Origin of the sequence: Pedobacter heparinus, from assembly GCF_032678725.1 — a bacterium.
GTDB classification, from domain to species: domain Bacteria; phylum Bacteroidota; class Bacteroidia; order Sphingobacteriales; family Sphingobacteriaceae; genus Pedobacter; species Pedobacter heparinus_A.
The window spans coordinates 106,972-131,004 of sequence record NZ_JAVTSC010000017.1 but is presented as its reverse complement, the minus strand read 5'-3'; the positions used below and the strand labels follow the sequence as shown (position 1 = coordinate 131,004).

Below are 24,033 nucleotides of genomic sequence, written 5' to 3'. Positions count from 1 at the left end.
CTATCTTTTTTTCAATGCCAGGATAGAAAAATCAGTATCGGCTTTCCTGATGATATTGATCAGACGTCCAAGACCAGTGATTTCCATTTCTACTTCATCTCCATCCTGTAACCATTGGGGTTTGAAATCAGGATTGTTGAGTAAGCCCGTACCATTCAATTCAAGGAAACAGCCGGTGCCAACCGTACCTGAACCAATAACGTCTCCGGGTAAGATATCCACACCATATGCGCAGCGTTCAATGATCTCGGCAAAGGTCCAGTCCATATCTGCCATGCTACCCGCCGATACTTGCTGGCCATTAACCGTACAGGTCATTTTTAAGTCATAGGCCTTTCCGGTATGGCCGGGTTTTGCAGTTGTCTGATATTGTTCCAGCTCATCCGGAGTAACCAGCCAGGGGCCGATTACAGTTGAAAAATCTTTTCCTTTTGCCGGCCCAAGGTTTAACAGCATTTCTTCCTTTTGCAGGGTCCTGGCACTCATGTCGTTCATGATCATGTAACCAGCGATATAATCGTCAGCTTCCGCAGCAGTAATGTTACGTCCTTTTTTACCGATCACTACCGCTACTTCCAGTTCAAAATCAAGCTTCTCGAAATGATCGGGCATACATTCAATTTCTCCCGGGCCCTGGATGGCATTGTGGTTGGTGAAATAAAAAACCGGATACTGGTCAAACTCGGCAATCATATCCACTTTCCGGTTTCGGCGTGCCGCAGCTACGTGTTGGCGGAAAGCATAACCATCGCGACAGGAACTTGGATGTGGAACGGGGGCGAGCAATTCAAAAAAAGCTTCCTGTTTGGGCTGCATTGCACCCTCCCTGATCTGCCTGTCTACTTTTTTAGCGCGTTCCATCAAAACTTCTCCGCCCTGTAAAAAAGCATTCATTTCATCAGGCAACTGCTTATCGCAGGAGTTTAAATTATAAATATTACCGTTTACAAAAACACCAAGGTGTTCTCTGTCTTCTGTTTTATAGGATACCAGCTTCATGACCTTTATAAATTTTAAGTTTTATTCAAAGCTATATAAAATTAAACGAACAGCCGTAATCATCAAAAACTTACAACAGTACGGCAGCAAGCAGAAAACCGGCAGCAATGGTCACAATAACCGTAGTTAAGCCCGGAGGTGTAAAAGAATGGTTCAGCAGGAAACGGCCTATTTTTGTAGTCCCTGTTCTGTCAAAACCCATTGCAGCCACCAGGGTCGGATAGCTGGGGATGACAAAATCTCCGTTAACAGCGGGGAACATCGCGATCAATGCCGGCGCCGGGATGCCCAGGGAAATGCCAAGTGGCATCAGTGCCCTTACGGTAGCAGCCTGGCTGAACAAGAGGATAGACATCACAAAGAGGGCGATGGCAAATGTCCAGGGGTGATCAGTAACAAAGGCACTCAAATGTGTTTCAAAGAAAGGCATATGCGCCTGCAAATAGGTATCACTCATCCACGCTACACCAAATATACAAACGACCGCCTCACCTCCCGAACGAAAAATGCTGGACTGCGATACTTTGGCAGCAGGTGTTCCGGTAACTAGGACAATGGCAGCCGCAGCGCTAAGCATGAGCAGTTCAATCATCTCGACCATACGTAAGGGCAGCATTTTACCATCTGTTAAAAATGAAGGACGAAGCGAAGGAATGGCAGCAAACAGCACCACACTAACCACAGCCAGCAAAAAAACATATACCGACCTTTTAGCCGCTGCACTGAATACTCTTTCCTGGCTTTGATCAGTCTGATCACCATCCAGTAATTTAACAAATTCAGGATCTTTTAGCCGTTCCAGGAATTCGGGATCTTTCATCAGGTCTTTTCCTTGTCTGCTGGCCACCAGCGCACCAGCCAGTACACCAATGATGGTAGCCGGAATGGCGACGATAAGAATGTGTGTCAATTCATATCCTTTTGGAGCTATTAAAGCAGTTAGTGCAACAGTTGCAGCAGAAATGGGACTTGCAGTAATGGCCATATGGGCGGCAATAACAGAAATACTGAGTGGCCGTTCCGGCCTTACCCGCTTTTTGGTGGCTACTTCGGCAATGATGGGCAGTAAGGAATATATAATATGTGCGGTACCCGCAACAAGTGTAAAGGAATAAGTAACCAGCGGGCCAAGCCAGGTGATGTGGTTTGGATTTTTACGCAGGATCCTTTCGGCAATACTGACCATGTAATCCATTCCCCCGGCAGCCTGTAAAGCAGCGGCAGCCGTAACAACTGACAGGATGATGAGCATGACATCTATCGGGGGTGTAGTCGGTTTAAGGCCAAAGCCCAGTGCAAAGATGAGGAGTCCTACCGCCCCCATTACACCAAGGCCAATACCCTTCATGCGTGCACCAATCAATATAAGCAGGATTAAAACTGCCAGCTGTATCCAAACCATCGTATTTACTCGTTTAATTTCATTTCGCGATTCTAAATATATAAAAATTAATTACCTCACAGCATAAAATAAATACTTGAAATTAAATAGTGGACCTGGATTTGAAAGGACCAGATAGAATAAATGGCTTATCATTTGGTGGTTGATAGATTTAATACTTAATTTAGCAGAGACTTATTATTCTAACCAATTAACTGACATATTGTTATGCCTATCTATCACACATTAGGTACTATCCCTGCCAAACGTCATACCGTTTTCCGGAAACCAGACGGAAGCCTCTATGCGGAAGAGCTGGTCTCTACCGAGGGTTTCTCCAGCTTATATTCCCTGGTGTACCATTGTCACCCGCCTACCCTGGTAAAGGCTTTAGGTGAGCCCTACTCCGTTGAACCTAAAATTGCAAGAGAAAAACATTTAAAACATACAAGTCTGCTCGGCTTTAACATTAAACCCGAGGATGATTATTTGAAAAGCCGCAAACCGGTACTGGTAAACAACGACCTGCACATTTCATTGGCGGCACCCAAAAAATCAATGACGGATTATTTTTACAAGAACAGCCAGGCCGATGAGGTCATCTTTATCCATGAAGGTACCGGAACGTTAAAAACAGGCTTTGGCAAGATCCGCTTTAGCTATGGCGATTACCTGGTGGTACCCCGTGGCACCATTTATCAGGTGGAATTTGATGAGGAAAAGAACAGGCTATTTATTGTGGAGAGCTTTAGCCCGATCCGCTCACCGAAACGCTACCGCAATGAATATGGTCAGCTGATGGAGCATTCCCCTTATTGTGAAAGGGACATCAGAAGGCCATCCGATCTGGAGACCATTGACGAATATGGTGATTTTAAGGTATTAATTAAGAAACAAGGCCTGATTTATCCCTATACTTATGGTACTCATCCTTTTGATTTTGTGGGCTGGGATGGCTTTCATTATCCTTATGCTTTCTCTATTCACGACTTTGAACCGATCACCGGCAGGTTACACCAGCCTCCGCCGGTACACCAGACCTTTGAAGGACACAATTTTGTGATCTGCTCTTTTGTCCCGCGCAAATACGATTATCATCCTTTGTCAATTCCGGCACCCTATAACCATAGCAATGTAGACAGTGATGAGGTGCTCTATTATGTAGACGGTGATTTTATGAGCAGGAAAAGTGTAGTAAAAGGACAGATCACCTTGCATCCGGGTGGCATCCCGCATGGACCGCATCCGGGTACGGTAGAGAAATCAATAGGCAAGGAAAGTACAGATGAACTGGCGGTAATGATCGATCCTTTTCGCCCCCTGATGCTGACTGAGGATGCGGTAGCCATAGAGGATGAGGGGTATTATAAGAGCTGGCAATCGTAAAAAATTCAGCTGCAAGGTTAAACTAACTTATTTAATAGAAAAACTAAGATGTCAACACAAACATTTGCAGAAAAGATTGCTAAAGCGCAGGATTTTCTTCCGATAAATGGAACGGATTATATAGAATTTTATGTAGGCAATGCCAAACAGGCTGCACATTATTACAAAACAGCCTTTGGTTTTCAGTCGCTGGCCTATGCCGGGCCCGAAACGGGCCTGCGCGACAGGGCTTCATATGTATTACAGCAGGGAAAGATCAGACTGGTATTGACCACGGCTTTGAAATCGGAAAGTCCGATTGCGCAACATGTAAAACAACATGGAGACGGTGTAAAGGTACTTGCTCTTTGGGTGGACGATGCCTACAGTGCATTTGAAGAAACCACCAGAAGAGGTGGAAAGCCCTACCTGCAACCGGTAACAAAAACCGACGAATTTGGTGAGGTCCGCATGTCAGGCATTTATACCTACGGCGAAACTGTCCATATGTTTATTGAACGCAGAAACTATAAAGGCAGTTTTTTACCGGGATATGTGGATTGGAAAAGTGACTACAATCCTGCTGATGCCGGTTTGTTGTATATAGATCATTGCGTTGGCAATGTAGGCTGGAACAGGATGAACGAAACTGTCAAATGGTACGAAGAAGTGATGGGTTTTGTAAACATCCTTTCTTTTGACGACAAGCAGATCAATACGGAATATTCTGCACTGATGAGCAAGGTAATGAGCAATGGAAATGGTTATTCTAAATTCCCGATCAATGAGCCGGCTGAAGGAAAGAAGAAATCACAAATTGAAGAATATCTGGAATTTTATGAGGGCGAAGGGGTGCAGCACATTGCTGTGGCAACAAAAGATATTTTGACCACAGTAAGGGACTTAAAAGCTCGGGGGGTTGAGTTTTTGAGTGCACCCCCTGAAGCCTACTACCACATGATGCCGGAACGTGTGGGTGAAATTGATGAAGAAATTGCCCAACTGAAAGAACTGGGAATTCTGGTGGATTGTGATGAGGAAGGCTACCTTCTGCAGATCTTTACCAAGCCGGTTGAAGACAGGCCGACCTTGTTCTTTGAGATCATACAACGTAAAGGTGCACAATCTTTTGGAGCAGGTAATTTTAAAGCCTTATTTGAGTCTTTAGAACGCGAACAGGAACTGAGAGGAAACCTGTAACCGGTCGATTTAATTAAAAACCAGCAGGGCATCCTGACAAGGATGTCTCTTTTTATGCAATTGGGTATCAGGATACAAAAAAAATAGTTATTTTCGGGCTTCAAGCGGGGGAATGGAAATCAACATACTTCAAAGAACAAGACTTTTTTTTATCCGGTTAAGCGCTGCGTTCAGGCTATTCCAGAAAAATGACCCCCTGCGGCTGGCGGGTGCTACTGCCTTTTTTACCAATTTTGCACTCCCCCCTATTTTACTGATCCTGATCAGGCTGTTTGGTTTCTTTATTGACAGGAAAATACTGGCTACACGTTTGTTTGAACGGTTGGCCAATATTTTAGATGACGACAGCACAGGGCAGATCAGACAAACACTCAGAAACATCAGAGGAATAGATCACCAATGGTATGCTACACTGATCAGTTTTGTTTTTTTCCTGTTTGTGGCCACCACGCTGTTCAATGTCATCAAAAACTCCATGGACCAGATCTGGTCTATTGGCAAAAAGGACCATGTAGGATTTATGTTCACCATGAAATTAAGGGCAAGATCAATGGTGATCATTTTATTGGCTGGTCTCTTGTTCCTGTTTGGTTTTTTAACCGACAGTATACAGGCATTTATCGGGGTATACATCAATACCGCAGCACCAACCTTCGGTAAATTCTTTTTATCCGTATTAAACCAGTTGTTGTTTATAGCGATAGTCATGGTATGGTTTACCGTATTGTTTCGCTTTTTAACAAATGGCAGACCAACCTGGATGGCCGCTTTGCGTGGCGGCATACTTACTGCTGTCCTGTTTACTTTTGGCAAATACATTTTAAGGATAATGCTGCCATTAAGCGGTATCGGAAATATTTACGGCACATCGGGATCTATTGTGCTCATCATGCTCTTTGTTTTTTATTCTTCCTTTATATTTTACTTTGGCGCCTGCTATGTGAAGGTATTGAGTGATGACAAAGAAACCCCTATACGTCCTATTAAAGGGGCATATAATTATGAAATAAAAGAAGTATTAAAAAGCACTTAAGCATCTACTCGCTCACCAATACCTTTTCAAAGCCGAGCATTTCAAACACAGCGAGCTTGTTGAGCAGGTTATAGTGCAGCGTTCCAAAAAAATTGACAATGCCATCCTTATTTTTTGCTTCAATACAGATACTTTCTTTTACAATTTCCTGGTGTTTTAAAAACTGGTCAGAAAGGATCGTTTCTTCGTCCTGAATTCTGACATCTGCAGCATCAATTGAAAACTGTTTAAGGAGCTCTGAAAAGCTCTTTCCATTTAAAAGCAACTCTTTAATATTCATAGCCGTATTGAATTAAGTTAGGGAGAAATAGCAGATCAATTATGAAGCCAAAAAGAAAGGGTAAATGACAATCATTTACCCTTTTACACAAAATGTGGAAAAAATTTATTTATTAAAACAATTTGTAGGCCAGCCCGAAGGTGAAAAGGCTCAGTTTAGTATCGTCATAGCCATCTTTTCCAATTTTAGAAAGTCCGGTCTCATACCTTAAATCAAGACCTAAATTTCCGATATCTACGCCTGCGCCAAATTGCCATGCAAAATTCTGTCCTTTAAAATTTCCTTGAAATGCGCTGCCGGCAGCTTGTCCGAACGATTGTTCATCATCCAGGATAAAAGAAACTACCGGACCGGTATTTAACCGGAGGCCAACACCTGCTGCACCTATCTTTGTACCTACCAATACCGGCACATCGAGACTGGTAAACTTCACTTTATTTTCTTCACCATTGCTTGCTTTTAACGTTGTATTCTTTCCACTTAAATAAAGCTCTGGCTGTAAATGAATACCTGCAGCACCAATACGCGCCCACAAGCCTGCATAATAACCTGCCCTGTTGTCGCTGCTAAAAGTATTATCAGTACTGAGTTTAGATAGATTGGTTCCTGCTTTTAAGCCCAATTGGAAACTGGGCAATACCTGACTAAATGCAGCCAGGTTTAAGGAAATGAGCAGTGCGGATAAAATGATTTTTTTCATTTGTTTGTATTTATAATTTGGGTGATTTAAATTTTTATAAAACTGGCATAGCCAATTCCTCCTTTTATTCCTGAATAACAATCTTAACTTTTAATAGTTTGCATTCTTTAAGTAAAGCTAATAATATTTTCAATTGAAAAAAAATTCCGTAGTTTTATCTCCACATCAGTAATAATGCTTCAACACTTTTAACGGGATTAATCATCTTCACCTATTTGAATGGATTTTACATTTAATTCCTATGCCATTACTTTAATTTTTTGCGGCATTATTACACTCATTTTTTCTTACAATTTATTTGGAAAAAAAGGAGAAGCGGTACGACTTTTTGGTTTTATGATGTTATCTAATGCCATCTGGTCTTTAGGTTACGGCTTTGAACTGGCCAGCAATACCCTGGAGCAGATGAAGTTTTTCGTCAGTATCGAGTATCTCGGCATTACTACGCTGCCCATGAACTGGTTTCTATTTTGCCTACAGCTTGCGGGCAAAGATTGCTGGTACAAGAAAAAGTTCAATCTGGGCGCACTGCTGGCAGTTTCTCTGCTTACCGTTGTATTGGTATGGACAAACGACCATCACCACCTGCAATACCTGAACCTGGCAGTAGACCATTCGGGCCCTTTTCCAATGCTGGTGGTTACACCAGGCATCTGGTACAGAATTTTCACCGCTTACTTTTACATTCTGCTCGGACTCGGCAGCTACCAGATCCTTGTAAAGTTCAGAAAAGCAGAGCCCATTTACAGACGGCAGAATTATACTATTTTCTTTGCAGCGCTGATTCCCTGGTTGGTTAACCTCGCTTACCTGTTGGGGATACGCCCGCTGGAAAACCTTGACCTTACCCCCTTTGCCTTTATTCTGGCCATTTTTCTGATTGCCATTGCGATTTACCGCTTTAAGCTGTTCGATATCTTACCAGTTGCGCGGGAAAAAGTACTCGACCTGATTCAGGACGGTTACCTGGTATTAGACGGGAAAAACAGAGTAATAGATTATAATCCGGCGGTTAAAAAATATCTTCCTGATGAACAGAAGTCTAAAATTATCGGTATGCAGGTGGACAAACTGTTTCCCGGGCAACCCGGATTCCTGGACTACATTACCGCACATCGCTCAGGAAAAATAGAAATGAAATTGCAGCTGAATGAAGAATTGTTTGACCTGGAAGCAAATATCATGTACCTGAATGAAAACCAGCTGAACAATGAGGCAACGGTAATTAAAATCCAGGACCTGACGGCAATACGTCTGGAAGCCTTAAAATCTAAACAGCAAACAGAAGAACTGAAAAAGCTAAATCAGCTGAAAGACAAAATTTTCTCTATCATTGCACATGACCTCCGGGGACCTTTGGTAAACCTGTCTGAAGTACTTAAAATGGTAAATACAGGCATGATCTCCTTAGACGAATTCAAAAACCTGTCACCAAAACTCAGCAGCGACATTTTGTACACTACTGACCTGCTGGAGAACATTCTGCATTGGTCCAGAAGCCAGTTAAAAGGCTATGGCATCAATAAAACGTTCTTTGAACTGAGGAGCATGATCCTCAATGAGGTAAATTATCATTTACCATCAGCAGCCATCAAAAAGATCAACATTATTCACGATGTTTTTCCGGGCATGATCGTGTATGCCGACATGATCATGATCCAGATCGTTGTCCGGAATATTTTAAACAATTCCATCAAATTTTGCATGGAGGAATGCGAGATCAACATCAGTGCTGCTTACCGGGCAGACCACACCATGATGATCCGGATCGACGACAATGGAAAAGGCATGTCAGCCGAAATGCTCGATACGATTTTTACAGGTGCAGGAAGTTCTACCAGGGGCACCATGAATGAAAAAGGAACAGGCCTGGGCCTGGTCATCTGCAAAGATTTTATGGAACGGAACGATGGGAAGATATTGGTGAAAAGTAAACGTGGAAAAGGGACCAGTTTCTATCTGTATTTGCCAGTAACTGACGATAAATAACATAAAAAAAGCCCCGAAAAGGGGCTTTTTTTATTATCCTGTTGCACCATTAATGGCTTGTTGCTCTTTCAAGGCATCAACATTGTTTTTATTACCAAAATTTTGGGTTTTATCTGCGAAATATTCCAATATGCCCACTATCGTATCCAGGTTATCGGCTACACGCTGGTGCATATCAGAAAGGTCTTTATCTAACCTTTTATCTCCGAGTTCGATATTGTCAACCTCAATTTTTCCTATTTTCTGAATAATTGCCTGTTGTGAGTGCTGTAAATCACCCAGCTCTCTTACAATCTTCTCCATTAATTCAAACTTTTTCAAAGTATCCATATCCACTATATTAAAATTAACGTTCTATTTATTACCTAATCAACCAATTACCCTGCCAATATGTTTTTATTTTTTGGTAGTATATGTAGTTTTTGGTAATTTCCCGCAGTATGAGACAACTATTTTTTTTAATTTTCACTTGTATCACTATTCCATTAGCCCAGGCCCAGACCTCAGAAAACCTTGATCAGGACAAGCTTTTGCAATATTACCAGGCCCAGCAATACACGGAGGCAATGCAATACCTTCAAACCATTTATAAAGACAGTACGGATCTTAAAAAGCTAAAACAGCTGGCCTATGCCAGCCTGATGGCAGACAGATTACCTGAAGCTGAGCAACATTACCTGAAGCTGAACCGATTGCTGCCTGAAGATCCGGAAGTTCTATCGGCGCTGGGCAACATCAGTGCCAGCTATCATCAGGATGAAAGAACAAAAGCATACTTTTTAGCAGTTTTAAAAGTTGACAGCAACAATTTTAACGCCAACAAACAACTGGCAAAACTGGAAAACGACCCGGAAAGTGCGCTAAAAAAGGCTTACCTGGTAAGGGCGAACCAGCTAAATATATTGGATGCCGAGGTAAGCGCTGAGCTTTCAGATGTCTATTTTAGAGATAACCTGTTCAATAAAGCCAGAGAAATACTAAAACCTGCGCTGGAAGCAGACAGTACCAATTTAAAGTTATTAAACGCAAAGATGCCGATCCACATGGCCTTTAAAGAATACAAGGAAGCCATAATTATAGGAAAGAAATTATTGGCCGCAAAAAAGAACCCTTCAGAACAACTGTTGTTCCAGATGGCCCAGAGCTACAGAGGTGTAAGGGATTATAAAAATGCCATGGTCTATTTTAAACTAGCCATTAAAGAAGGCATATCTCCTAAAACGGCTACTTACTATGGTCTGCTTGGAGATGCTTATGAAAATATGAACCAAAATAAGGAGGCAATAGATGTATATAAAAGGGGTCTTTTGTTTGAAAACAATGGCAGTTTGTATTACAACATAGCATTGGTTTACGAAGATAAGTTAAACGATAAAAAAAATGCGGCAAGCTATTATTCTCAATACCTGAACAGCATCAAGAATCCCGAAAAACAGCGGCGGCACATTTCCTACATTAAAAATAAAATTGAGGAGCTAAAAAGGTAATTACCTGTTTACCAGCCGGGCCACATACTTTCCGATGATATCAAACTCCACATTTACAGTATCACCAATATTAACTTCCTGTAAATTGGTATGTTCAAAAGTATACGGAATGATAAATACAGAAAACTCATCATCTGCAGAACCGACCACTGTTAAACTGATGCCGTTGATACATACAGAGCCTTTTTCGACAGTAACATTACCATTTACAGCTTCATATTTGAAGCGGTATTCCCAGCTGCCGTTCAGTTCCGCCCTTTTTATACAGACGGCAGTCTGGTCTACATGCCCCTGAACGATATGGCCATCCAGCCTGCTGTTCATTTGCATACAGCGTTCCAGGTTAACTTTATTCCCTGTTTTAAGATACTGCATATTGGATTTTTCCAGGGTTTCCCGGATAGCAGTTACGGTATGGTTGTCTTCGGTCAAAGCAACCACGGTTAAGCATACCCCATTGTGTGCAACGCTCTGGTCAATTTTAAGTTGGTTACTGATTGCAGATGCTATGGTAAAATGCAGATTGGTACCCTCTGCCCTTATGTTTGTAACTTCGCCTAATGTCTCTATTATTCCTGTAAACATATCAATTCACTATTTATTTAACCTGTTCTTTCTCCAGTTGTTTGCACTGGATTTTTCCAGTGCTACACTATCCTGCCCTGCTGCGGCGGGTTGTCTTTTGAAAAACAATGCAGCCATCAGGGCTGCCATTAAAGCTTCCTCATCATTTTGCGTTTTCAGCCGACCCGCGTTAAAATATTTAGCCACAAAATGGGTATCGAATTTACCCGATTTAAATGCATCATGCTGCATCACAAATTTACCAAATTCAAGCGTGGTTTGTATACCCGTAATCTGATATTCATCAATCGCACGAACCATGCGTGCAATTGCTTCATCCCGATCTTTACCATAAGTAATGAGTTTAGCGATCATGGGGTCGTAATAAATGGGTATTTCCATGCCCTGCTCAAATCCGTCGTCTACCCTTACCCCATTGCCTTTAGGTGTTTTATAGGTCTGCAACACCCCGATATCCGGAAGGAAATTATTCTCAGGGTCTTCCGCATACACTCTGAGCTCTATGGCATGGCCGCTAATGTGCAGGTCCTCCTGCTGATAAGCCAGTTTTTCACCCCTGGCAATTCTAATCTGTTCTTTTACCAGGTCCAGCCCGGTAATCATTTCGGTTACGGGATGCTCCACCTGCAAACGGGTATTCATCTCCAGGAAGAAGAACTCCAGGTTTTCATCCAGGATAAACTCTACCGTACCTGCGCCGACATAATTTACCGAACGGGCCACATCAACTGCACATTTGCCCATCTTTTCACGTATTTCCGCAGTTAAAACACTGGAAGGCGCTTCTTCTATCACCTTCTGGTGCCGGCGCTGAACGGAACACTCTCTTTCAAAAAGATGTACGATATTTCCATGGGTATCACCAAGCACCTGTATTTCTATATGTCTCGGCGAAGAAACGTAACGTTCAATAAAAACTGAGCCATCACCAAAAGCAGATAAGGCCTCACTTACGGCCAGTTGCATCTGTTCCTCAAAGTCGGCTGCTTTTTCAACTACACGCATGCCTTTACCACCACCGCCTGCAGCTGCCTTGATCAGAATTGGGAAACCTACTTCAATTGCCCTTCTTTTCGCTTCTTCCACATCGGTAATGGCTTCTTCGGTGCCCGGAACCATAGGAATCTGGTATTTCAATGCCGCAGCCTTTGCAGAAAGTTTATTGCCCATGATTTCCATAGCTTCCGGTGTAGGCCCGATCAATATCAGTCCGGAAGCTTTTACCAATCTGGCAAAAGCCGCATTTTCAGATAAAAAGCCATAGCCCGGATGGATGGCCTCCGCACCTGTAATTTTGCAGGCCTCAATAATTTTTTCTCCGATCAGGTAAGATTGATTGGATGGTGCGGGGCCAATGCACACCGCCTCATCTGCATAAAGTACATGGAGTGAAGTCCTGTCGGCCTCAGAATAGACAGCAACCGTTTTGATACCCATTTCCCTTGCTGAACGCATAATGCGCAAAGCGATCTCCCCCCTGTTGGCGATAAGAATTTTCTTCATTTACACCTGAAATTATTTATTAGCTGATATATGCAAATGTATTATGTTTTCTATAGCCCTGTCTATCATTTCTGAAGAAATGTTTAAATGTGTCACCATCCTTACCGTTTTTGGCCCGGTCACATTGCAGATAATCCCTTTTTCAGCCAGGTGATGCACTACATTCAGCGGTTTCAGTTCACCGGCCACTTCAAACACCACAATATTGGTTTCAACGGGAAGTACCGACGCCACGTAACTCACTCTGCTTAAAGCTTCGCCCAATGCGCTGGCATGTTTATGATCGGTTGGGAGTTTAGCGATATTATGATCTAATGCGTAAATGCCTGCTGCGGCCAGAAAGCCTGCCTGCCGCATTCCGCCACCAAAGGCCTTACGGATATTGACTGCCTTTTTTATCATTTCTTTTGAACCCAGCAATACAGACCCTACAGGTGCACCAAGCCCCTTCGACAAGCATACAGAGATGCCATCAAAGTATTGCCCATAAGCTGCAGCATGGTCTCCGGTAGCCGCAAGCGCATTGAATATTCTTGCTCCGTCCAGGTGAAGTTTCAATCCCTTTATATTACACAAGGTATGCACGGGTTCTATCTGTGACAATGCATAGCAGGCTCCTCCTCCCCTGTTAACTGTATTTTCGAGTACCACCAAGCTGGAATGCGGATAATGAACATTGTCATCATTGATCTCGGGTTCAATAAGTTCCGGTGTTAAAATTCCGCGTTCCCCGTTCAGCAATCTTACCGAAGCCAGAGAGTGATAAGCGATACCCCCTCGCTCATAGCGGTACACATGCGCGGTCTGGTCGCAAATGACCTCATCCATCGGGTTGGTAAAACATTTAATGGCGATCTGGTTGGTCATTGTTCCTGAAGGACAGAATAACCCGGCTTCCATATGAAACATGGTGGCCAGCTTATGTTCCAGTGCTTTTACCGTTTCATCCTCTCCAAATACATCATCTCCAACTTTTGCGGTCATCATGGCATCCAGCATTCCCTGATCAGGTTTAGTGACGGTATCACTTCGAAGGTCTATATTCATTCGGCTATTCTTTTATACAAAACTACTCAAGCTGCTCCACATTACCAGTTTTTATGTCCTAAAACTTATCAGCAAAAGTCAAAAAAACAACGCTTATGCTGACTGGGAATTTTAAATTTGGATTTTAAAATAACAAGTGTAATTTAGCTTAGTGTTTATTTGACAATATCCTAAGCTAAAAAATCTATAAAATCACGTTTAAAAAGCATTTAAACGCAGAAAAACAATTATCTAACCAAAACCAAAAAAATAATTTTATGAGTAAAACCAATACAAAAGTGGCAGGATTATTTAATTTTATCCCGAAAAAGACGAATTAAGATGATAGTTATTGCAGACGGCGGTTCGACCAAGACCAATTGGTGTTTAATTAATGAAGCTGGTAGAAAAATTCTTTTCAACACAGAAGGCTACAATCCATATTTTTCAAAAACGGACTACATCGTAGAGTCGTTAAGGAAATCTCTTCCTGACCATTTAGAAACAGAGAAACTCACTGAAGTAAATTACTATGGCGCTGGCTGTTCAACAGAAACCAACCGGAAAATTGTCGCCGATGCCATGCAGCAGGTTTTTCCCAATGCAAAAATAAATATTGGTCATGACCTGCTGGCCTCCTGCCGGGCATTGCTGGGCGATGAGCCAGGCTTTGCCGCAATATTGGGTACAGGAACCAATTCGTGCCTGTACGACGGTAAAGACATCACCTTGAACATTGATTCGCTGGGATACTTTTTAGGCGATGAGGGCAGTGGTTGCTTTATTGGCAAAAAAATTCTGGGCGATTACATGAAAGGTTATATGCCAAAAGGTTTAAGAGAAACCTTTTACGATAATTATGCACTGACCAATGAGGATATTTTTGACCACATTTACAACAAACCACTTCCAAACCGTTTTTGTGCCGGGTTTAGCAAATTTCTGTACGATTTTAAAGATAACTATGAAGACTATACCTTTAATACCATAGATTATGCATTCACTGCATTTTTCGATGCCCTGGTTATTCATTATCCCAATTACAAAGATTATAAATTAAATTGTGTAGGCTCTGTGGGTTACAGCTTCAGGGATGTTCTGAGTGTAGTAGCAGACAGGTATGAAATGGGTATCGGTAAAATTATCCGTTCGCCTATAGATGACCTGGTAGATTATCACCTGCATATTGCTAACAAAAAATAACCAAAAAATCAGTCGCTATAAAAAAAGCCCGGATTAATCAGTCCGGGCTTTTTTTATAGACAAGAAAAACATTTAAAAAGAAATTTCCTTTCCAAATAACTTGGCATACTTTCTTTTATCAAATTTATAAAGGGTGGCCGCCCGGAAAGAAACCCCGTACTGCTTCTCGTTCAGGTCTCTCAACACACCAAAACTCAGCATCTTTTTTCTGAAATTTCTCTTATCCAGTTTTTTGTTCAGGATCACTTCATACACATTCTGAAGTTGTGTAAGTGTAAACTTTTCAGGTAACAGCTCGAAGGCTATGGGTTGGTGTTTGATTCTTCTTTTGATCTTTTCCATGCCTTTCTCAAAGATCTGCTGGTGATCAAAGGCCAGCCTCGGAAGGTCTTTTACATTTCTCCAGTAAGCCTGTTTGGCATAGTTGCTGATTGGCTTAACTATTTTATCTCCACCCAGTCTTAAAAGTGCATAATAAGCGATACTCACTACCCTGCCCTGGGGATGCCTGTTTACATCACCAAACGTATAATACTGCTCCATGTAAATGTCACTAAGGCCGGTAAGCTCATGCAAAATCCTGGTCGCACTCTGGTCTAAGCTTTCATCTTCTTCAACCAGGTTACCAGGCAAGGCCCACCAATCCTTAAAAGGTTCTTCGTTTCTTTCAATTAAAAGAATTTTCAATTCTCCTTCATCAAACCCGAACAGCACACAATCAATCGAGAAAGTGGAATTAAATTTTGGTAAGACTTCTTTCAAAACATTAAATTTTTAAATATTAAAGCAAATAAATATACTTGTTTCCTCTTAACATAGGAAAATAAAAAATAAATTACTTAGTGTAAAAAATACACGCTATATTCGTAAATATAAATCATGAAACCAAATATCAAAAATATCGCCGTATTAACATCTGGAGGAGATGCTCCCGGAATGAACGCGTGCATCAGAGCAGTAGTCCGAACCGGAATATACAATGGTATAAATATGTTTGGAGTTTTGCAAGGATATCAGGGATTAATCAGTAATAATATTAATCCGATGGATGCAAGATCCGTTAGTAACATCATTCATCTGGGAGGCACGATATTAAAAACCGCACGCTGTCTGGAATTTAAAACCGATGAAGGCATGGCGCTTGCCTACGAAAACATGAAAGCCCGTGACATAGACGGGCTGGTAGTGATCGGTGGGGACGGAACTTTTACCGGGGCCAAACGCTTTGGTGAAAAATTCGGCATCAGGGTAATGGGTGTTCCGGGAACCATCGACAACGACCTTTACGGCTCTGATTTTACCTTAGGATACGATACCGCCATAAATACCGTTATTGAAGCAATAGATAAGATAAGGGATACTGCTGATTCTCACGACCGTTTGTTCTTTATTGAAGTAATGGGCCGGGATTCAGGTTGTATCGCACTAAGAAGTGCCATTTCTAGTGGAGCTGAAGCTGTATTGCTGCCTGAAAAAGAAACCAGTTTAAATGAACTGATCAGCATGCTGGAGACGGGTGCTTCTACCAAAAAAACTTCAAGTATTGTAATTGTATCTGAAGGTCATAAAGACGGTGGTGCTTATGAGGTTGCAAAAAAAGTTAAAGAACGTTTTAACCATTATGATACGAAAGTCACTATCTTAGGCCATCTTCAGCGCGGAGGCAGTCCAAGTAGTTTCGATCGGATTCTTGGCAGCAGGCTTGGATTTGCAGCCGTTAATGAATTACTAAAAGGAAATACCATGGAAATGGTTGGTCTCAGGGGTAATGAAGTGAAAACAACCAGTATTGAAGAAGCCCTTACCAGGCATTTTTTTAAACTGGAAAGTGATTTATTGGAAATGACTAAAGTTTTGTCCATATAATATGATAGCAGTAGTATACAGCGGATCGAAAACAGCTTTCTGGAAGATAGCCAGGGACGGGAAGACTATTGCTGAGTGTACCATGCCAGGTATAAATCCTTGTTTTAACGATCAAAAAACCATCCTTCAATACCTGAATAAAAAAACAACATTGGTTAACCACGCTGAAAGCATCAAAAAGATCTATGTTTTTGCCGCGGGCGCTTCTTCCGATGAGCGCAGGGATGAGCTGGCCCAAACACTTGGAATGTTTTTCAGGTATAGCAAAATCAGCGTCAAAGACGACCTGTATGGCGCTGCGCTCTCTGCCTGCTTCAACAACAGCGGTATTGTCGGAATTTTAGGCAGCGGAGCCAACTGTGCTTATTTTGATGGAAAAAAACCAGAAAAAAACAACTATGGCCTGGGTTACGTTTTTGGAGATGAAGGATCTGCTAACTACCTGGGGAAAATCATTTTAAAACGGTTTTTGCAGAAAAAACTTCCGGCAGAACTGCAAAAGGAATTTGAGTTGAAATACAACCTGGACAGGCCTCAAATACTGGAAAGAGTCTATAAAAAACCAATGGCACAACAATTTTTAAGTTCTTTCTTTGATTTTTTCCTGGAAAACAGGGAAAACAAATATCTGCTTGAACTTATTGATCATTCTTTTGAACTTTATTTTCAGACTTATTTATTGCCCACCGTTCAACTTCATCCTGGAACAGAAATACATTTTGTAGGCCTTGTCGCGGGAAATTTTCAGGATCAGTTGCGGGCAACAGCTAAAAAACATGGACTGAAAATTACATCGATTACCAAAGAACCTATATATAATTTACTAAACTACTATTCAAATTGATAATTTAAAATGAGCAAAATTGGAATTAACGGCTTTGGCCGTATCGGCAGACTGGTTTTTAGGGCTGCTTTAAAAAGAGGATTAGATATCGTTGCAATCAATGATCTTGTTGAGCCGGATTACATGGCTTATATGTTAAAATACGATTCTACTCACGGTCGTTTTGATGGCACTATCGCCGTTGAAAACGGAAACCTTGTAGTAAATGGAAAAACCATCCGCATTACAGCAGAAAGAGATCCTGCAAATTTGAAATGGAATGAAGCAGGTGTAGAAACTGTTATCGAATCTACAGGTTTATTCTTAACACGTGCTGACGCAGAGAAACACATCGCTGCCGGTGCAAAAAGAGTGGTATTCTCAGCTCCAGCAAAGGATGCAGATATCCCTACTTATGTAATGGGCGTAAATCACCACAAACTGACTGCAGATCAGACCATTGTTTCCAATGCTTCCTGCACTACAAACTGTCTGGCACCAATTGCCAAAGTATTAAACGATAACTTTGGTATTGTTGAAGGCTTAATGAGTACCATTCATGCGGTAACTGCAACGCAGAAAACAGTAGATGGTCCTTCTGCAAAAGACTGGAGAGGTGGCCGTGGTGGTTTCTCTAACATTATCCCTTCTTCTACTGGTGCTGCTAAAGCAGTAGGTATGGTGTTACCGGAATTAAAAGGTAAATTAACTGGTATGTCCTTCCGCGTTCCTGTGGCCGATGTATCTGTTGTTGACTTAACTGCACGTTTAGAAAAACCTGCTACTTATGAGCAGATTAAAGCTGCAATGAAAGCTGCATCTGAAGGTGAACTTAAAGGTGTACTTGCTTATACTGACGAAGAAGTTGTTTCTTCAGATTTCATCGGAGATGACCACGCTTCTATCTTTGATGCGAAAGCAGGTATTTCATTGAATGATAACTTCGTAAAAGTAGTTTCATGGTACGATAACGAATGGGGCTATTCATCAGCATTAGCCAAATTCGTAGAATACTACGGAAACTTAAAGTAAAACCCGTTCATACAGGTTTATATTTGGTTAGAAAAAGGACGCTTCCGGATGGAGCGTCCTTTTCTTGTTACAGGCTTGGATATTTCCTTTCAAAGATTAATTTTGCAGAAACTAAAAAATACAATTAACTATGAAACAATTAGTATGCGCACTCGGGTTGTCCGCTCTTTTATTCAGTTGTCAGCAAAAGGAAACAGCAGCCACTTATACCCCAAGAACACTTACATCCAGCGAAAAGTTTAATGATGCTCAGCCTGCAGCAGACAGCGTTTTCACGGTTTACAAATACAATTCCGGTAAAGATGAGTCAGGTAGCGGAACCGAAGCATTTGGCATAAAATTCAAGGATACCGTAGTACGCATCCAGGTTAATAAAACCGATTCAAACGGACTTGCCGATAAATTTTCCTTTGTACAGCCTATAAACACCCAAAAAACAACGATGCTGGTACAACTGGCGGATCATCCGGATTTAGCTTCAGCCTTTTATCTGATCGCTTTTAAAGATCAGAAACTTAATGTGGTTAGCCTGAACCGTCCCTCAACAGGTGAGCTGGACAGTAAATTCACCAAAGGCCTGAATAAGCTCGGAAGAGGGGGTTACCTGGTCAACAATGATTTTTTTATTACCAATGTCAACGCCCAGGTCCACCTGATCAAAAGACAAAATCCGGAAGAGAGAATCCAGGGAGAGTTCATCCTTAACTCGCCAGACAAATCTACCTTGGTTTTCCTTCAGTCTTCGTCCTTATACCAGGTTCATTATGAAAGTGATGATGTATTTACACAAGCACTTTCAAAACCTGCACCAGCTAATGCCGATCTGTCCGAATGGATCAGAGACAATTTCAGCTGGGAAAAAAATAAAAAAGGCATTACCTTTTTGAAGTTCAGCGACAGCAACAGGATTGTAGATATCAGAGAATTCAGTTAGGGATTATGCTCAGTAACGCAGGTATTTATTCTTTTTCCGGTGATTTTGTACCAACTTTCCAATTCCAACCAGGAGCAGGGACAACGTGAGCAAAACGATCAATAAATAAAAGCTATTTAACAGCACCTGGTGATAGCCAAGTCTATCTACATCCACAAAAGGATAGGGATAAAATCCTGAGCGGGATCCCCTAAACAGGATAAACACCAGGTAAATAAAGGGGTAAATGAGCCAAAAAAGTGTGGCAGACCAATTTAGTGTATTCTTTGGAACAAACATCGACCAATAAATAATAAACAGGATCGGCATCACCAAATGCAACAGTTCGTCAACAACGAACTGCAGACCCTGGGGCTGCCAGGTAAAGCGCAGGATTAAATTGTAAACAATCCCAACAACACTGATGTAAACAGTAACCGCTGCCAAGGTATCCGGTCTGGCTAAAAAACCACGGTGATCTCTATTAAACCTCAGCAGCATCGTTGTAAAACACAGGGCTACAAGAATATTTGTTAGAACAGTAAAAAAACTAAAGTACCGGGTAACAGACTCCGTTACCGGAATGGGGTTGTTAGCAATGATCAGGTACAACTGCGCCAGTAAGGCAAACCAGCCCAGCAAAGCCCCCGCTGTTAAAAATATTTTACTGGCATTTAAATACTTTCTTTCCATAGCTCATCCTTAGTTACCGGGGATGAAGATAGCCATTTGAATTTAAGGATTCCAAAAAATGGAATTCATAAAAGCCACCGCAAACGTAAAGCATGCGATGGCCATCCTCCATTTTCTAGGCTATTGTTGCGGTCAGCTTGGTCCCGCTTAGTGCTGTGGTGTAAATTTTAAGGGTCCTGGTATTTCCGGTGGTACCCTGGGGCCCCTGCAGCACAGTCCCATTGTTACTGTACTCCGAAAAGTGCAGCTGGCACTGTATTTTATTGTCACTTTGTTTCCATACCAGGTTGCCACCCTGATGCGGGCAACTGGCTTCGGTGGCTACAATTGATGCGGGGACATTGCCGGTGGCAATCCTAAAAAACAGCACCCCATTTGCAGTAGCCTGATCACCTACGGCCATCAACTGGCTGGCCAGATCAACAGTTGCAGTATTGCCTCCGCCACCACCACCGGGAGGATTAGTACCAGGATCAGGGCTGCCGGTATCACCTTTTCCACCACATCCGGAGATACAAGATCCAGTGCATAGCAGTGCCAGTCCAAGTCCTAAAGACTTGATGAATTCTTCACGTTCCATAATTTTAAATTTTAGATTTAGTAAATTTTAGATGTTTTATCCGGGTCTTTATTTTTTGATTTAAACAGGGTAAAGTTTCTGGAAATGGTAAAGCCAAAACGAACACCGCCTTCCTCCCATGATTTTTTTGTATTCGGAATAAAGTTGTTTTCCAGAATATATTCTGAATTCATAAAATTAAGGGAGAAGATATGGCCGCCGGTTTCAATTTCCAACCCCAGGCCTAGTGGATTATAATATACCTGGGCCAGATCTTTTGGCCGTGACAAACCATTAACTAAAGTATAATCGGCAACAAAAGATAACCTTTTGGTCAATTTCATCCGGCCTGCAAAGCCCAATGAGAAAATGTTTTCAGGATCCCTGCTGTCTGTAATATTTTTTCTCATCAGCAGGGCCGGCATTATTTCCAGGGAAAGCCTCGAAGAAAATTTCCTCGAAATGATAGACTGAAAAAAATACGAGAACCTGTTGGAATAGGGAGCAAATTCCGTTTCAGAGAAAGGTTCCCTGGCTATCCAGCCCATTTGCCCGAACAGCGTAAGGTTAACAGGCATTTTACCCTCAGCTCTTTGTTTGAGCAATTTATATTTGCCGGAAAAATTATACATTTCATCCTGCTTACTCCTGCCCAGGCCAAGGGTTAAATCGTCAGTTAGGCCATAATCAAAACCAATAAACAGGTCAGATGCAACATCCAGGCCATACAAAGTATGGGCAGTCCCAAACTTTCCGCCAATATCTCCAAAATGATGACGAATGCGCATATCCAGGTCATGCTTCCTCTGCGTTTCGCTGGAATGTGACAAAACAACGCGGGTAGATTTAAATACTGCTTCGATTCCGGGTTTTACTGTTCCGCTATCCAGCGCATTCAACAAAGAATCTGCCTGCTGCGCATAGCCCGTCATTAAGTTAAATAAAAGAGGAACCGTAAATAAACTGATCTTTTTCATATGTTGGGTTATTTGATCTGGTTAAGCATGCCATCCACCTTTATGTTGATCACCTCGGCCACCTTAGTGATGATAAGGTTCGGTATTTTTATGTTATGATCTGCGCAGGCCACTTTAAATTCTGTCAGGATATGGACTTCAGCATTCCGGATAATTACTTTTCCAGGTATCACACGGTTTTTATCTACCCCATGTACACTTAAAGTACCATTTACCGTAACCGGATATACCCCATCCTTTGTGAAATCAATGACCTGATCTATAATCCCCTTAAATTTAGCCAACGGGTATTGATCACTTTCCATGTAATTTTCATTAAAATGCTCCTGCATTAATTTACGGTCAAATTCAAAGGTCCTGACCGGCACCTGCACCACAATCTCCCTGGTTTTGGCTAGCAGTACTGCAGCACCTTTTACACTTACCGCCCTGATGTCCTCCACGGGAGTAGAAGAAAACATGGCCAGTTTTACATTTTTGCTCCCATAGTTCTGACCTGATGCGTTCAGCTGCAACAGCAGAAATGAGCTGCCCAAAAGGATGCTAGTTATTTTTTTTTCCCAGGTCATATCGCAGTTTTAATGAAATGCCACTCGATTTCAGGTTTACCTTACCTTCGCCAACGCCGGTTAATGGTATTTTAACATAAGGCTCAAGTCCAAGCCTTAATCCTTCTTTTTTAAGTTTAATATAATACGTAGCAGAAAGATCGGCTACTCCTAAATAATGCTGGTTCTGGTTCCTGTATTCCTGCAGCCGGTCTGCAATACCCGATCCGGCATTGTATCTGTATATATAATCTTCTTTAAGCATAAAATAACTCGACATGCCTACATTCAGGTCAATGCTTTTCTGCGCATCATCCAATACCGTATAAGCCAGCTGTAATGGAATCTCCAGCACCGCACAAGAAGCATCAACCCGGGAGATGACATCCATGGCCCTTACACTTTTAAATTTATACTCATAGTTGTCAGCCGCATAGTCTTTCCTGCTGTATGTCAGCCCGGTTTGCAGGGTAATGCGTTTGGTCATATGTATACCAAAGCCAAAGCCTGCACTAAAACCCGTTTTGCCACCCAGCATTGCCCCCGATGAATTGAACTCTGGACCTGCACTTAGCGATAAACTCAGAGGCCATATCCTGCGGCCAGTGGTTTTTTGTTTCTTGCCGATAGTGGCGACAGCAGCCGGCAGCACATCAGTACCAGGCAAACCAGTGCTGACCGAATCAATTTTCGGCTCAGGTTCTGGAACAGATGGGGTGCTTATCTTGCCCGCCAGCATCCTGTTTAAACTGTCACTTTCAGCACTCAAAAGCCGTTCTTCAGTTTTTGGGCTCCTGGAACTGTCTGCCAGATCCACATAAAGCTCCTGATACTTAATGGCCGCTGCCGGTTGATCAGTTTCAGGAACAGGATTGGTTTCGCCTCCCCGATTCCGCACATCCGGCAGCTGCAGCGGTTTACTTTTTCCCGCAGCCGCAGGCTGAAGTTTTCCCGGCAGCTGCTGATCAAACATCAGGTAACCAGCCAAACAACACAGCAACAGCAATAAGCATAAAGCACCCGCCTTTCTAAAAAACACCACACGGTCTCTCCTCCTCAGCTTTTGCTCCATCTTATCCCATGCCGCTTCCTCAAACTGAGGTTCAGCATCAAATACCTTTTTTCTAAAGGTGGCATCAAACTCCTTGTCGTTCAATTCCATAATGGTGTTTTATCTATTAAAATTTTGATCACGTTGTTGCCTTCAGCATCTTCTTTAACTGCTCCCTTGCTTTAAATAAATTAGATTTGGATGTCCCAACAGAAATAGAAAGCATTGCCGATATCTCCTCATGTGTATAGCCGTCAATGGCAAAAAGGTTAAAAACCGTTCTGTAAGCAACAGATAGTTTTTGGACCAGTTTAATCAGGTCTTCATAATGGATATGGGAAAGGATACCCTCTTTATCTTCCAGTTCATACCTTGCGTTTAGCTCTTCCATTTCAATACGCTTTATTTGCTTTCTGTAATGATCTATTGAGGCATTGATAATGATTGTACTTAACCAGGCCTTAAATGGCCGTGTTTCCTCGTAACGATGAATGTGAATAAAGACCCGGAGAAACCCATCATTTACCAGTTCTACGGCTTCATCTTTATCTTTCGCGTACCGGATGCACATTCGCATAGCGTAGCTATAAAAAAGCTGGTAAAGTCCTTTCTGGCATTTCCTGTCTTTTTTCTTACAACCGGCTATCAGTTCCTGAATGTTAAACTCGTCCACGTATTTTTTTTAATTCATCTATACCAACAGGTACGCAGATCAGCGCATGGGGGTTGCCTGCGCTTATGAATTTAGTACAAAAAAATGAACAAATAATTAAAAAGAAATGCCACCCAAACAATAAGCATTTGTATAGCAATACTTTAG

General features: G+C 42.0%; 25 protein-coding genes. 10 read left to right on the top strand and 15 right to left on the bottom strand.

The annotated features are described in order from the left end of the window. Entirely contained in the window at positions 1-999 is a 999-nt protein-coding gene (locus R2Q85_RS21960; protein WP_316813951.1) for a fumarylacetoacetate hydrolase family protein, read from the bottom strand. 70 nt (positions 1,000-1,069) lie between these two features. After that, the gene (locus R2Q85_RS21955) at positions 1,070-2,401 is read right to left on the bottom strand and encodes an anaerobic C4-dicarboxylate transporter (protein WP_316813950.1); all 1,332 of its coding nucleotides are present in this window, start codon (positions 2,399-2,401) and stop codon (positions 1,070-1,072) included. Positions 2,402-2,608: 207 nt separating this feature from the next. Here R2Q85_RS21955 and R2Q85_RS21950 point away from each other — a divergent pair, with 207 nt between their 5' ends. The 3 genes from R2Q85_RS21950 to R2Q85_RS21940 all read left to right on the top strand — a co-directional run bounded on the left by R2Q85_RS21950 (position 2,609) and on the right by R2Q85_RS21940 (position 5,978). Next, complete coding sequence (locus R2Q85_RS21950; RefSeq protein WP_316813949.1) at positions 2,609-3,766, top strand: homogentisate 1,2-dioxygenase; 1,158 nt, start codon at positions 2,609-2,611, stop codon at positions 3,764-3,766. Positions 3,767-3,814: 48 nt separating this feature from the next. Beyond that, complete coding sequence (hppD, locus tag R2Q85_RS21945) at positions 3,815-4,945, top strand: 4-hydroxyphenylpyruvate dioxygenase (RefSeq protein ID WP_316813948.1); 1,131 nt, start codon at positions 3,815-3,817, stop codon at positions 4,943-4,945. Positions 4,946-5,057: 112 nt separating this feature from the next. Beyond that, the gene (locus R2Q85_RS21940; protein ID WP_316813947.1) at positions 5,058-5,978 is read left to right on the top strand and encodes a YihY/virulence factor BrkB family protein; all 921 of its coding nucleotides are present in this window, start codon (positions 5,058-5,060) and stop codon (positions 5,976-5,978) included. Positions 5,979-5,982: 4 nt separating this feature from the next. Here R2Q85_RS21940 and R2Q85_RS21935 read toward each other — a convergent pair whose 3' ends face one another. Both R2Q85_RS21935 and R2Q85_RS21930 read right to left on the bottom strand, forming a co-directional pair. Next, positions 5,983-6,258, bottom strand: a complete 276-nt coding sequence (locus R2Q85_RS21935; RefSeq protein WP_316813946.1) for a hypothetical protein — start codon at positions 6,256-6,258, stop codon at positions 5,983-5,985. Between the two features lie 112 nt (positions 6,259-6,370). Beyond that, a complete protein-coding gene (locus R2Q85_RS21930) occupies positions 6,371-6,958 on the bottom strand; it encodes a porin family protein (RefSeq protein ID WP_316813945.1) in 588 nt (195 codons plus the stop codon). A 219-nt stretch (positions 6,959-7,177) separates the two neighbouring features. Between R2Q85_RS21930 and R2Q85_RS21925 the strand changes: the two genes are divergently transcribed. Beyond that, positions 7,178-8,947, top strand: coding sequence for a histidine kinase N-terminal 7TM domain-containing protein (locus R2Q85_RS21925; RefSeq protein ID WP_316813944.1), 1,770 nt, complete (start codon positions 7,178-7,180; stop codon positions 8,945-8,947). A gap of 33 nt (positions 8,948-8,980) precedes the next feature. Here R2Q85_RS21925 and R2Q85_RS21920 read toward each other — a convergent pair whose 3' ends face one another. Beyond that, a complete protein-coding gene (locus tag R2Q85_RS21920; RefSeq protein ID WP_316813943.1) occupies positions 8,981-9,277 on the bottom strand; it encodes a hypothetical protein in 297 nt (98 codons plus the stop codon). A gap of 110 nt (positions 9,278-9,387) precedes the next feature. Here R2Q85_RS21920 and R2Q85_RS21915 point away from each other — a divergent pair, with 110 nt between their 5' ends. Next, positions 9,388-10,434, top strand: a complete 1,047-nt coding sequence (locus R2Q85_RS21915; RefSeq protein WP_316813942.1) for a hypothetical protein — start codon at positions 9,388-9,390, stop codon at positions 10,432-10,434. On the opposite strand, the gene R2Q85_RS21910 is transcribed toward R2Q85_RS21915, so the two are convergent. From R2Q85_RS21910 to R2Q85_RS21900, 3 genes are read right to left on the bottom strand one after another with little or no spacing between them, the layout of a single operon-like run. Continuing rightward, positions 10,435-11,019 (bottom strand): riboflavin synthase, encoded by a 585-nt coding sequence (locus R2Q85_RS21910; RefSeq protein WP_316813941.1) that lies wholly within the window; start codon positions 11,017-11,019, stop codon positions 10,435-10,437. Between the two features lie 9 nt (positions 11,020-11,028). Beyond that, complete coding sequence (gene accC / locus R2Q85_RS21905; RefSeq protein ID WP_316813940.1) at positions 11,029-12,522, bottom strand: acetyl-CoA carboxylase biotin carboxylase subunit; 1,494 nt, start codon at positions 12,520-12,522, stop codon at positions 11,029-11,031. A gap of 12 nt (positions 12,523-12,534) precedes the next feature. Beyond that, complete coding sequence (locus R2Q85_RS21900; protein ID WP_316813939.1) at positions 12,535-13,569, bottom strand: GntG family PLP-dependent aldolase; 1,035 nt, start codon at positions 13,567-13,569, stop codon at positions 12,535-12,537. A 321-nt stretch (positions 13,570-13,890) separates the two neighbouring features. Between R2Q85_RS21900 and R2Q85_RS21895 the strand changes: the two genes are divergently transcribed. Next, positions 13,891-14,751 (top strand): N-acetylglucosamine kinase, encoded by an 861-nt coding sequence (locus R2Q85_RS21895; RefSeq protein WP_316813938.1) that lies wholly within the window; start codon positions 13,891-13,893, stop codon positions 14,749-14,751. Positions 14,752-14,823: 72 nt separating this feature from the next. Here R2Q85_RS21895 and R2Q85_RS21890 read toward each other — a convergent pair whose 3' ends face one another. Next, complete coding sequence (locus R2Q85_RS21890; RefSeq protein ID WP_015809095.1) at positions 14,824-15,513, bottom strand: NUDIX hydrolase; 690 nt, start codon at positions 15,511-15,513, stop codon at positions 14,824-14,826. A 117-nt stretch (positions 15,514-15,630) separates the two neighbouring features. Here R2Q85_RS21890 and pfkA point away from each other — a divergent pair, with 117 nt between their 5' ends. The 4 genes from pfkA (at position 15,631) to R2Q85_RS21870 (ending at position 19,406) form a co-directional block, all read left to right on the top strand. Continuing rightward, entirely contained in the window at positions 15,631-16,617 is a 987-nt protein-coding gene (pfkA, locus tag R2Q85_RS21885; protein WP_316813937.1) for a 6-phosphofructokinase, read from the top strand. A gap of 1 nt (position 16,618) precedes the next feature. Beyond that, a complete protein-coding gene (locus R2Q85_RS21880; protein WP_316813936.1) occupies positions 16,619-17,461 on the top strand; it encodes a hypothetical protein in 843 nt (280 codons plus the stop codon). Between the two features lie 9 nt (positions 17,462-17,470). Next, on the top strand, positions 17,471-18,472 hold the full coding sequence (gene gap, locus R2Q85_RS21875) for a type I glyceraldehyde-3-phosphate dehydrogenase (protein ID WP_316813935.1): 1,002 nt from the start codon (positions 17,471-17,473) through the stop codon (positions 18,470-18,472). Between the two features lie 130 nt (positions 18,473-18,602). Next, positions 18,603-19,406 (top strand): hypothetical protein, encoded by an 804-nt coding sequence (locus R2Q85_RS21870; protein ID WP_316813934.1) that lies wholly within the window; start codon positions 18,603-18,605, stop codon positions 19,404-19,406. 9 nt (positions 19,407-19,415) lie between these two features. On the opposite strand, the gene R2Q85_RS21865 is transcribed toward R2Q85_RS21870, so the two are convergent. The 6 genes from R2Q85_RS21865 to R2Q85_RS21840 all read right to left on the bottom strand — a co-directional run bounded on the left by R2Q85_RS21865 (position 19,416) and on the right by R2Q85_RS21840 (position 23,886). Then, complete coding sequence (locus R2Q85_RS21865) at positions 19,416-20,078, bottom strand: Pr6Pr family membrane protein (RefSeq protein ID WP_316813933.1); 663 nt, start codon at positions 20,076-20,078, stop codon at positions 19,416-19,418. 115 nt (positions 20,079-20,193) lie between these two features. Further along, positions 20,194-20,658 (bottom strand): ubiquinol-cytochrome c reductase iron-sulfur subunit, encoded by a 465-nt coding sequence (locus R2Q85_RS21860; RefSeq protein WP_316813932.1) that lies wholly within the window; start codon positions 20,656-20,658, stop codon positions 20,194-20,196. A 17-nt stretch (positions 20,659-20,675) separates the two neighbouring features. Further along, positions 20,676-21,614, bottom strand: coding sequence for a DUF5777 family beta-barrel protein (locus R2Q85_RS21855; protein ID WP_316813931.1), 939 nt, complete (start codon positions 21,612-21,614; stop codon positions 20,676-20,678). Positions 21,615-21,622: 8 nt separating this feature from the next. After that, the gene (locus R2Q85_RS21850) at positions 21,623-22,183 is read right to left on the bottom strand and encodes a YceI family protein (protein ID WP_316813930.1); all 561 of its coding nucleotides are present in this window, start codon (positions 22,181-22,183) and stop codon (positions 21,623-21,625) included. Continuing rightward, positions 22,158-23,324 carry an outer membrane beta-barrel protein gene (locus R2Q85_RS21845; protein ID WP_316813929.1) on the bottom strand — a complete coding sequence of 389 codons (1,167 nt, stop codon included), beginning with the start codon at positions 23,322-23,324 and terminating at the stop codon, positions 22,158-22,160. Before R2Q85_RS21845 ends, R2Q85_RS21850 begins: the two co-directional genes overlap by 26 nt. Before the next feature lie 28 nt (positions 23,325-23,352). Continuing rightward, positions 23,353-23,886 carry an RNA polymerase sigma factor gene (locus tag R2Q85_RS21840; RefSeq protein ID WP_316813928.1) on the bottom strand — a complete coding sequence of 178 codons (534 nt, stop codon included), beginning with the start codon at positions 23,884-23,886 and terminating at the stop codon, positions 23,353-23,355. Between the last annotated feature and the right edge of the window lie 147 nt (positions 23,887-24,033).

Bases quoted from the DNA above. Each gene is read 5' to 3' on its own strand.
- gap (WP_316813935.1), top strand. From the start codon at position 17,471: ATGAGCAAAATTGGAATTAACGGCTTTGGCCGTATCGGCAGACTGGTT.
- R2Q85_RS21955 (WP_316813950.1), bottom strand. From the start codon at position 2,401: ATGGTTTGGATACAGCTGGCAGTTTTAATCCTGCTTATATTGATTGGT.
- R2Q85_RS21930 (WP_316813945.1), bottom strand. From the start codon at position 6,958: ATGAAAAAAATCATTTTATCCGCACTGCTCATTTCCTTAAACCTGGCT.
- R2Q85_RS21860 (WP_316813932.1), bottom strand. From the start codon at position 20,658: ATGGAACGTGAAGAATTCATCAAGTCTTTAGGACTTGGACTGGCACTG.
- accC (WP_316813940.1), bottom strand. From the start codon at position 12,522: ATGAAGAAAATTCTTATCGCCAACAGGGGGGAGATCGCTTTGCGCATT.
- pfkA (WP_316813937.1), top strand. From the start codon at position 15,631: ATGAAACCAAATATCAAAAATATCGCCGTATTAACATCTGGAGGAGAT.
- R2Q85_RS21900 (WP_316813939.1), bottom strand. From the start codon at position 13,569: ATGAATATAGACCTTCGAAGTGATACCGTCACTAAACCTGATCAGGGA.
- R2Q85_RS21940 (WP_316813947.1), top strand. From the start codon at position 5,058: ATGGAAATCAACATACTTCAAAGAACAAGACTTTTTTTTATCCGGTTA.
- R2Q85_RS21920 (WP_316813943.1), bottom strand. From the start codon at position 9,277: ATGGATACTTTGAAAAAGTTTGAATTAATGGAGAAGATTGTAAGAGAG.
- R2Q85_RS21850 (WP_316813930.1), bottom strand. From the start codon at position 22,183: ATGACCTGGGAAAAAAAAATAACTAGCATCCTTTTGGGCAGCTCATTT.
- R2Q85_RS21935 (WP_316813946.1), bottom strand. From the start codon at position 6,258: ATGAATATTAAAGAGTTGCTTTTAAATGGAAAGAGCTTTTCAGAGCTC.
- R2Q85_RS21865 (WP_316813933.1), bottom strand. From the start codon at position 20,078: ATGGAAAGAAAGTATTTAAATGCCAGTAAAATATTTTTAACAGCGGGG.
- R2Q85_RS21925 (WP_316813944.1), top strand. From the start codon at position 7,178: ATGGATTTTACATTTAATTCCTATGCCATTACTTTAATTTTTTGCGGC.
- R2Q85_RS21845 (WP_316813929.1), bottom strand. From the start codon at position 23,324: ATGGAATTGAACGACAAGGAGTTTGATGCCACCTTTAGAAAAAAGGTA.
- R2Q85_RS21870 (WP_316813934.1), top strand. From the start codon at position 18,603: ATGAAACAATTAGTATGCGCACTCGGGTTGTCCGCTCTTTTATTCAGT.
- R2Q85_RS21950 (WP_316813949.1), top strand. From the start codon at position 2,609: ATGCCTATCTATCACACATTAGGTACTATCCCTGCCAAACGTCATACC.
- R2Q85_RS21915 (WP_316813942.1), top strand. From the start codon at position 9,388: ATGAGACAACTATTTTTTTTAATTTTCACTTGTATCACTATTCCATTA.
- R2Q85_RS21880 (WP_316813936.1), top strand. From the start codon at position 16,619: ATGATAGCAGTAGTATACAGCGGATCGAAAACAGCTTTCTGGAAGATA.
- R2Q85_RS21910 (WP_316813941.1), bottom strand. From the start codon at position 11,019: ATGTTTACAGGAATAATAGAGACATTAGGCGAAGTTACAAACATAAGG.
- R2Q85_RS21895 (WP_316813938.1), top strand. From the start codon at position 13,891: ATGATAGTTATTGCAGACGGCGGTTCGACCAAGACCAATTGGTGTTTA.
- hppD (WP_316813948.1), top strand. From the start codon at position 3,815: ATGTCAACACAAACATTTGCAGAAAAGATTGCTAAAGCGCAGGATTTT.
- R2Q85_RS21960 (WP_316813951.1), bottom strand. From the start codon at position 999: ATGAAGCTGGTATCCTATAAAACAGAAGACAGAGAACACCTTGGTGTT.
- R2Q85_RS21855 (WP_316813931.1), bottom strand. From the start codon at position 21,614: ATGAAAAAGATCAGTTTATTTACGGTTCCTCTTTTATTTAACTTAATG.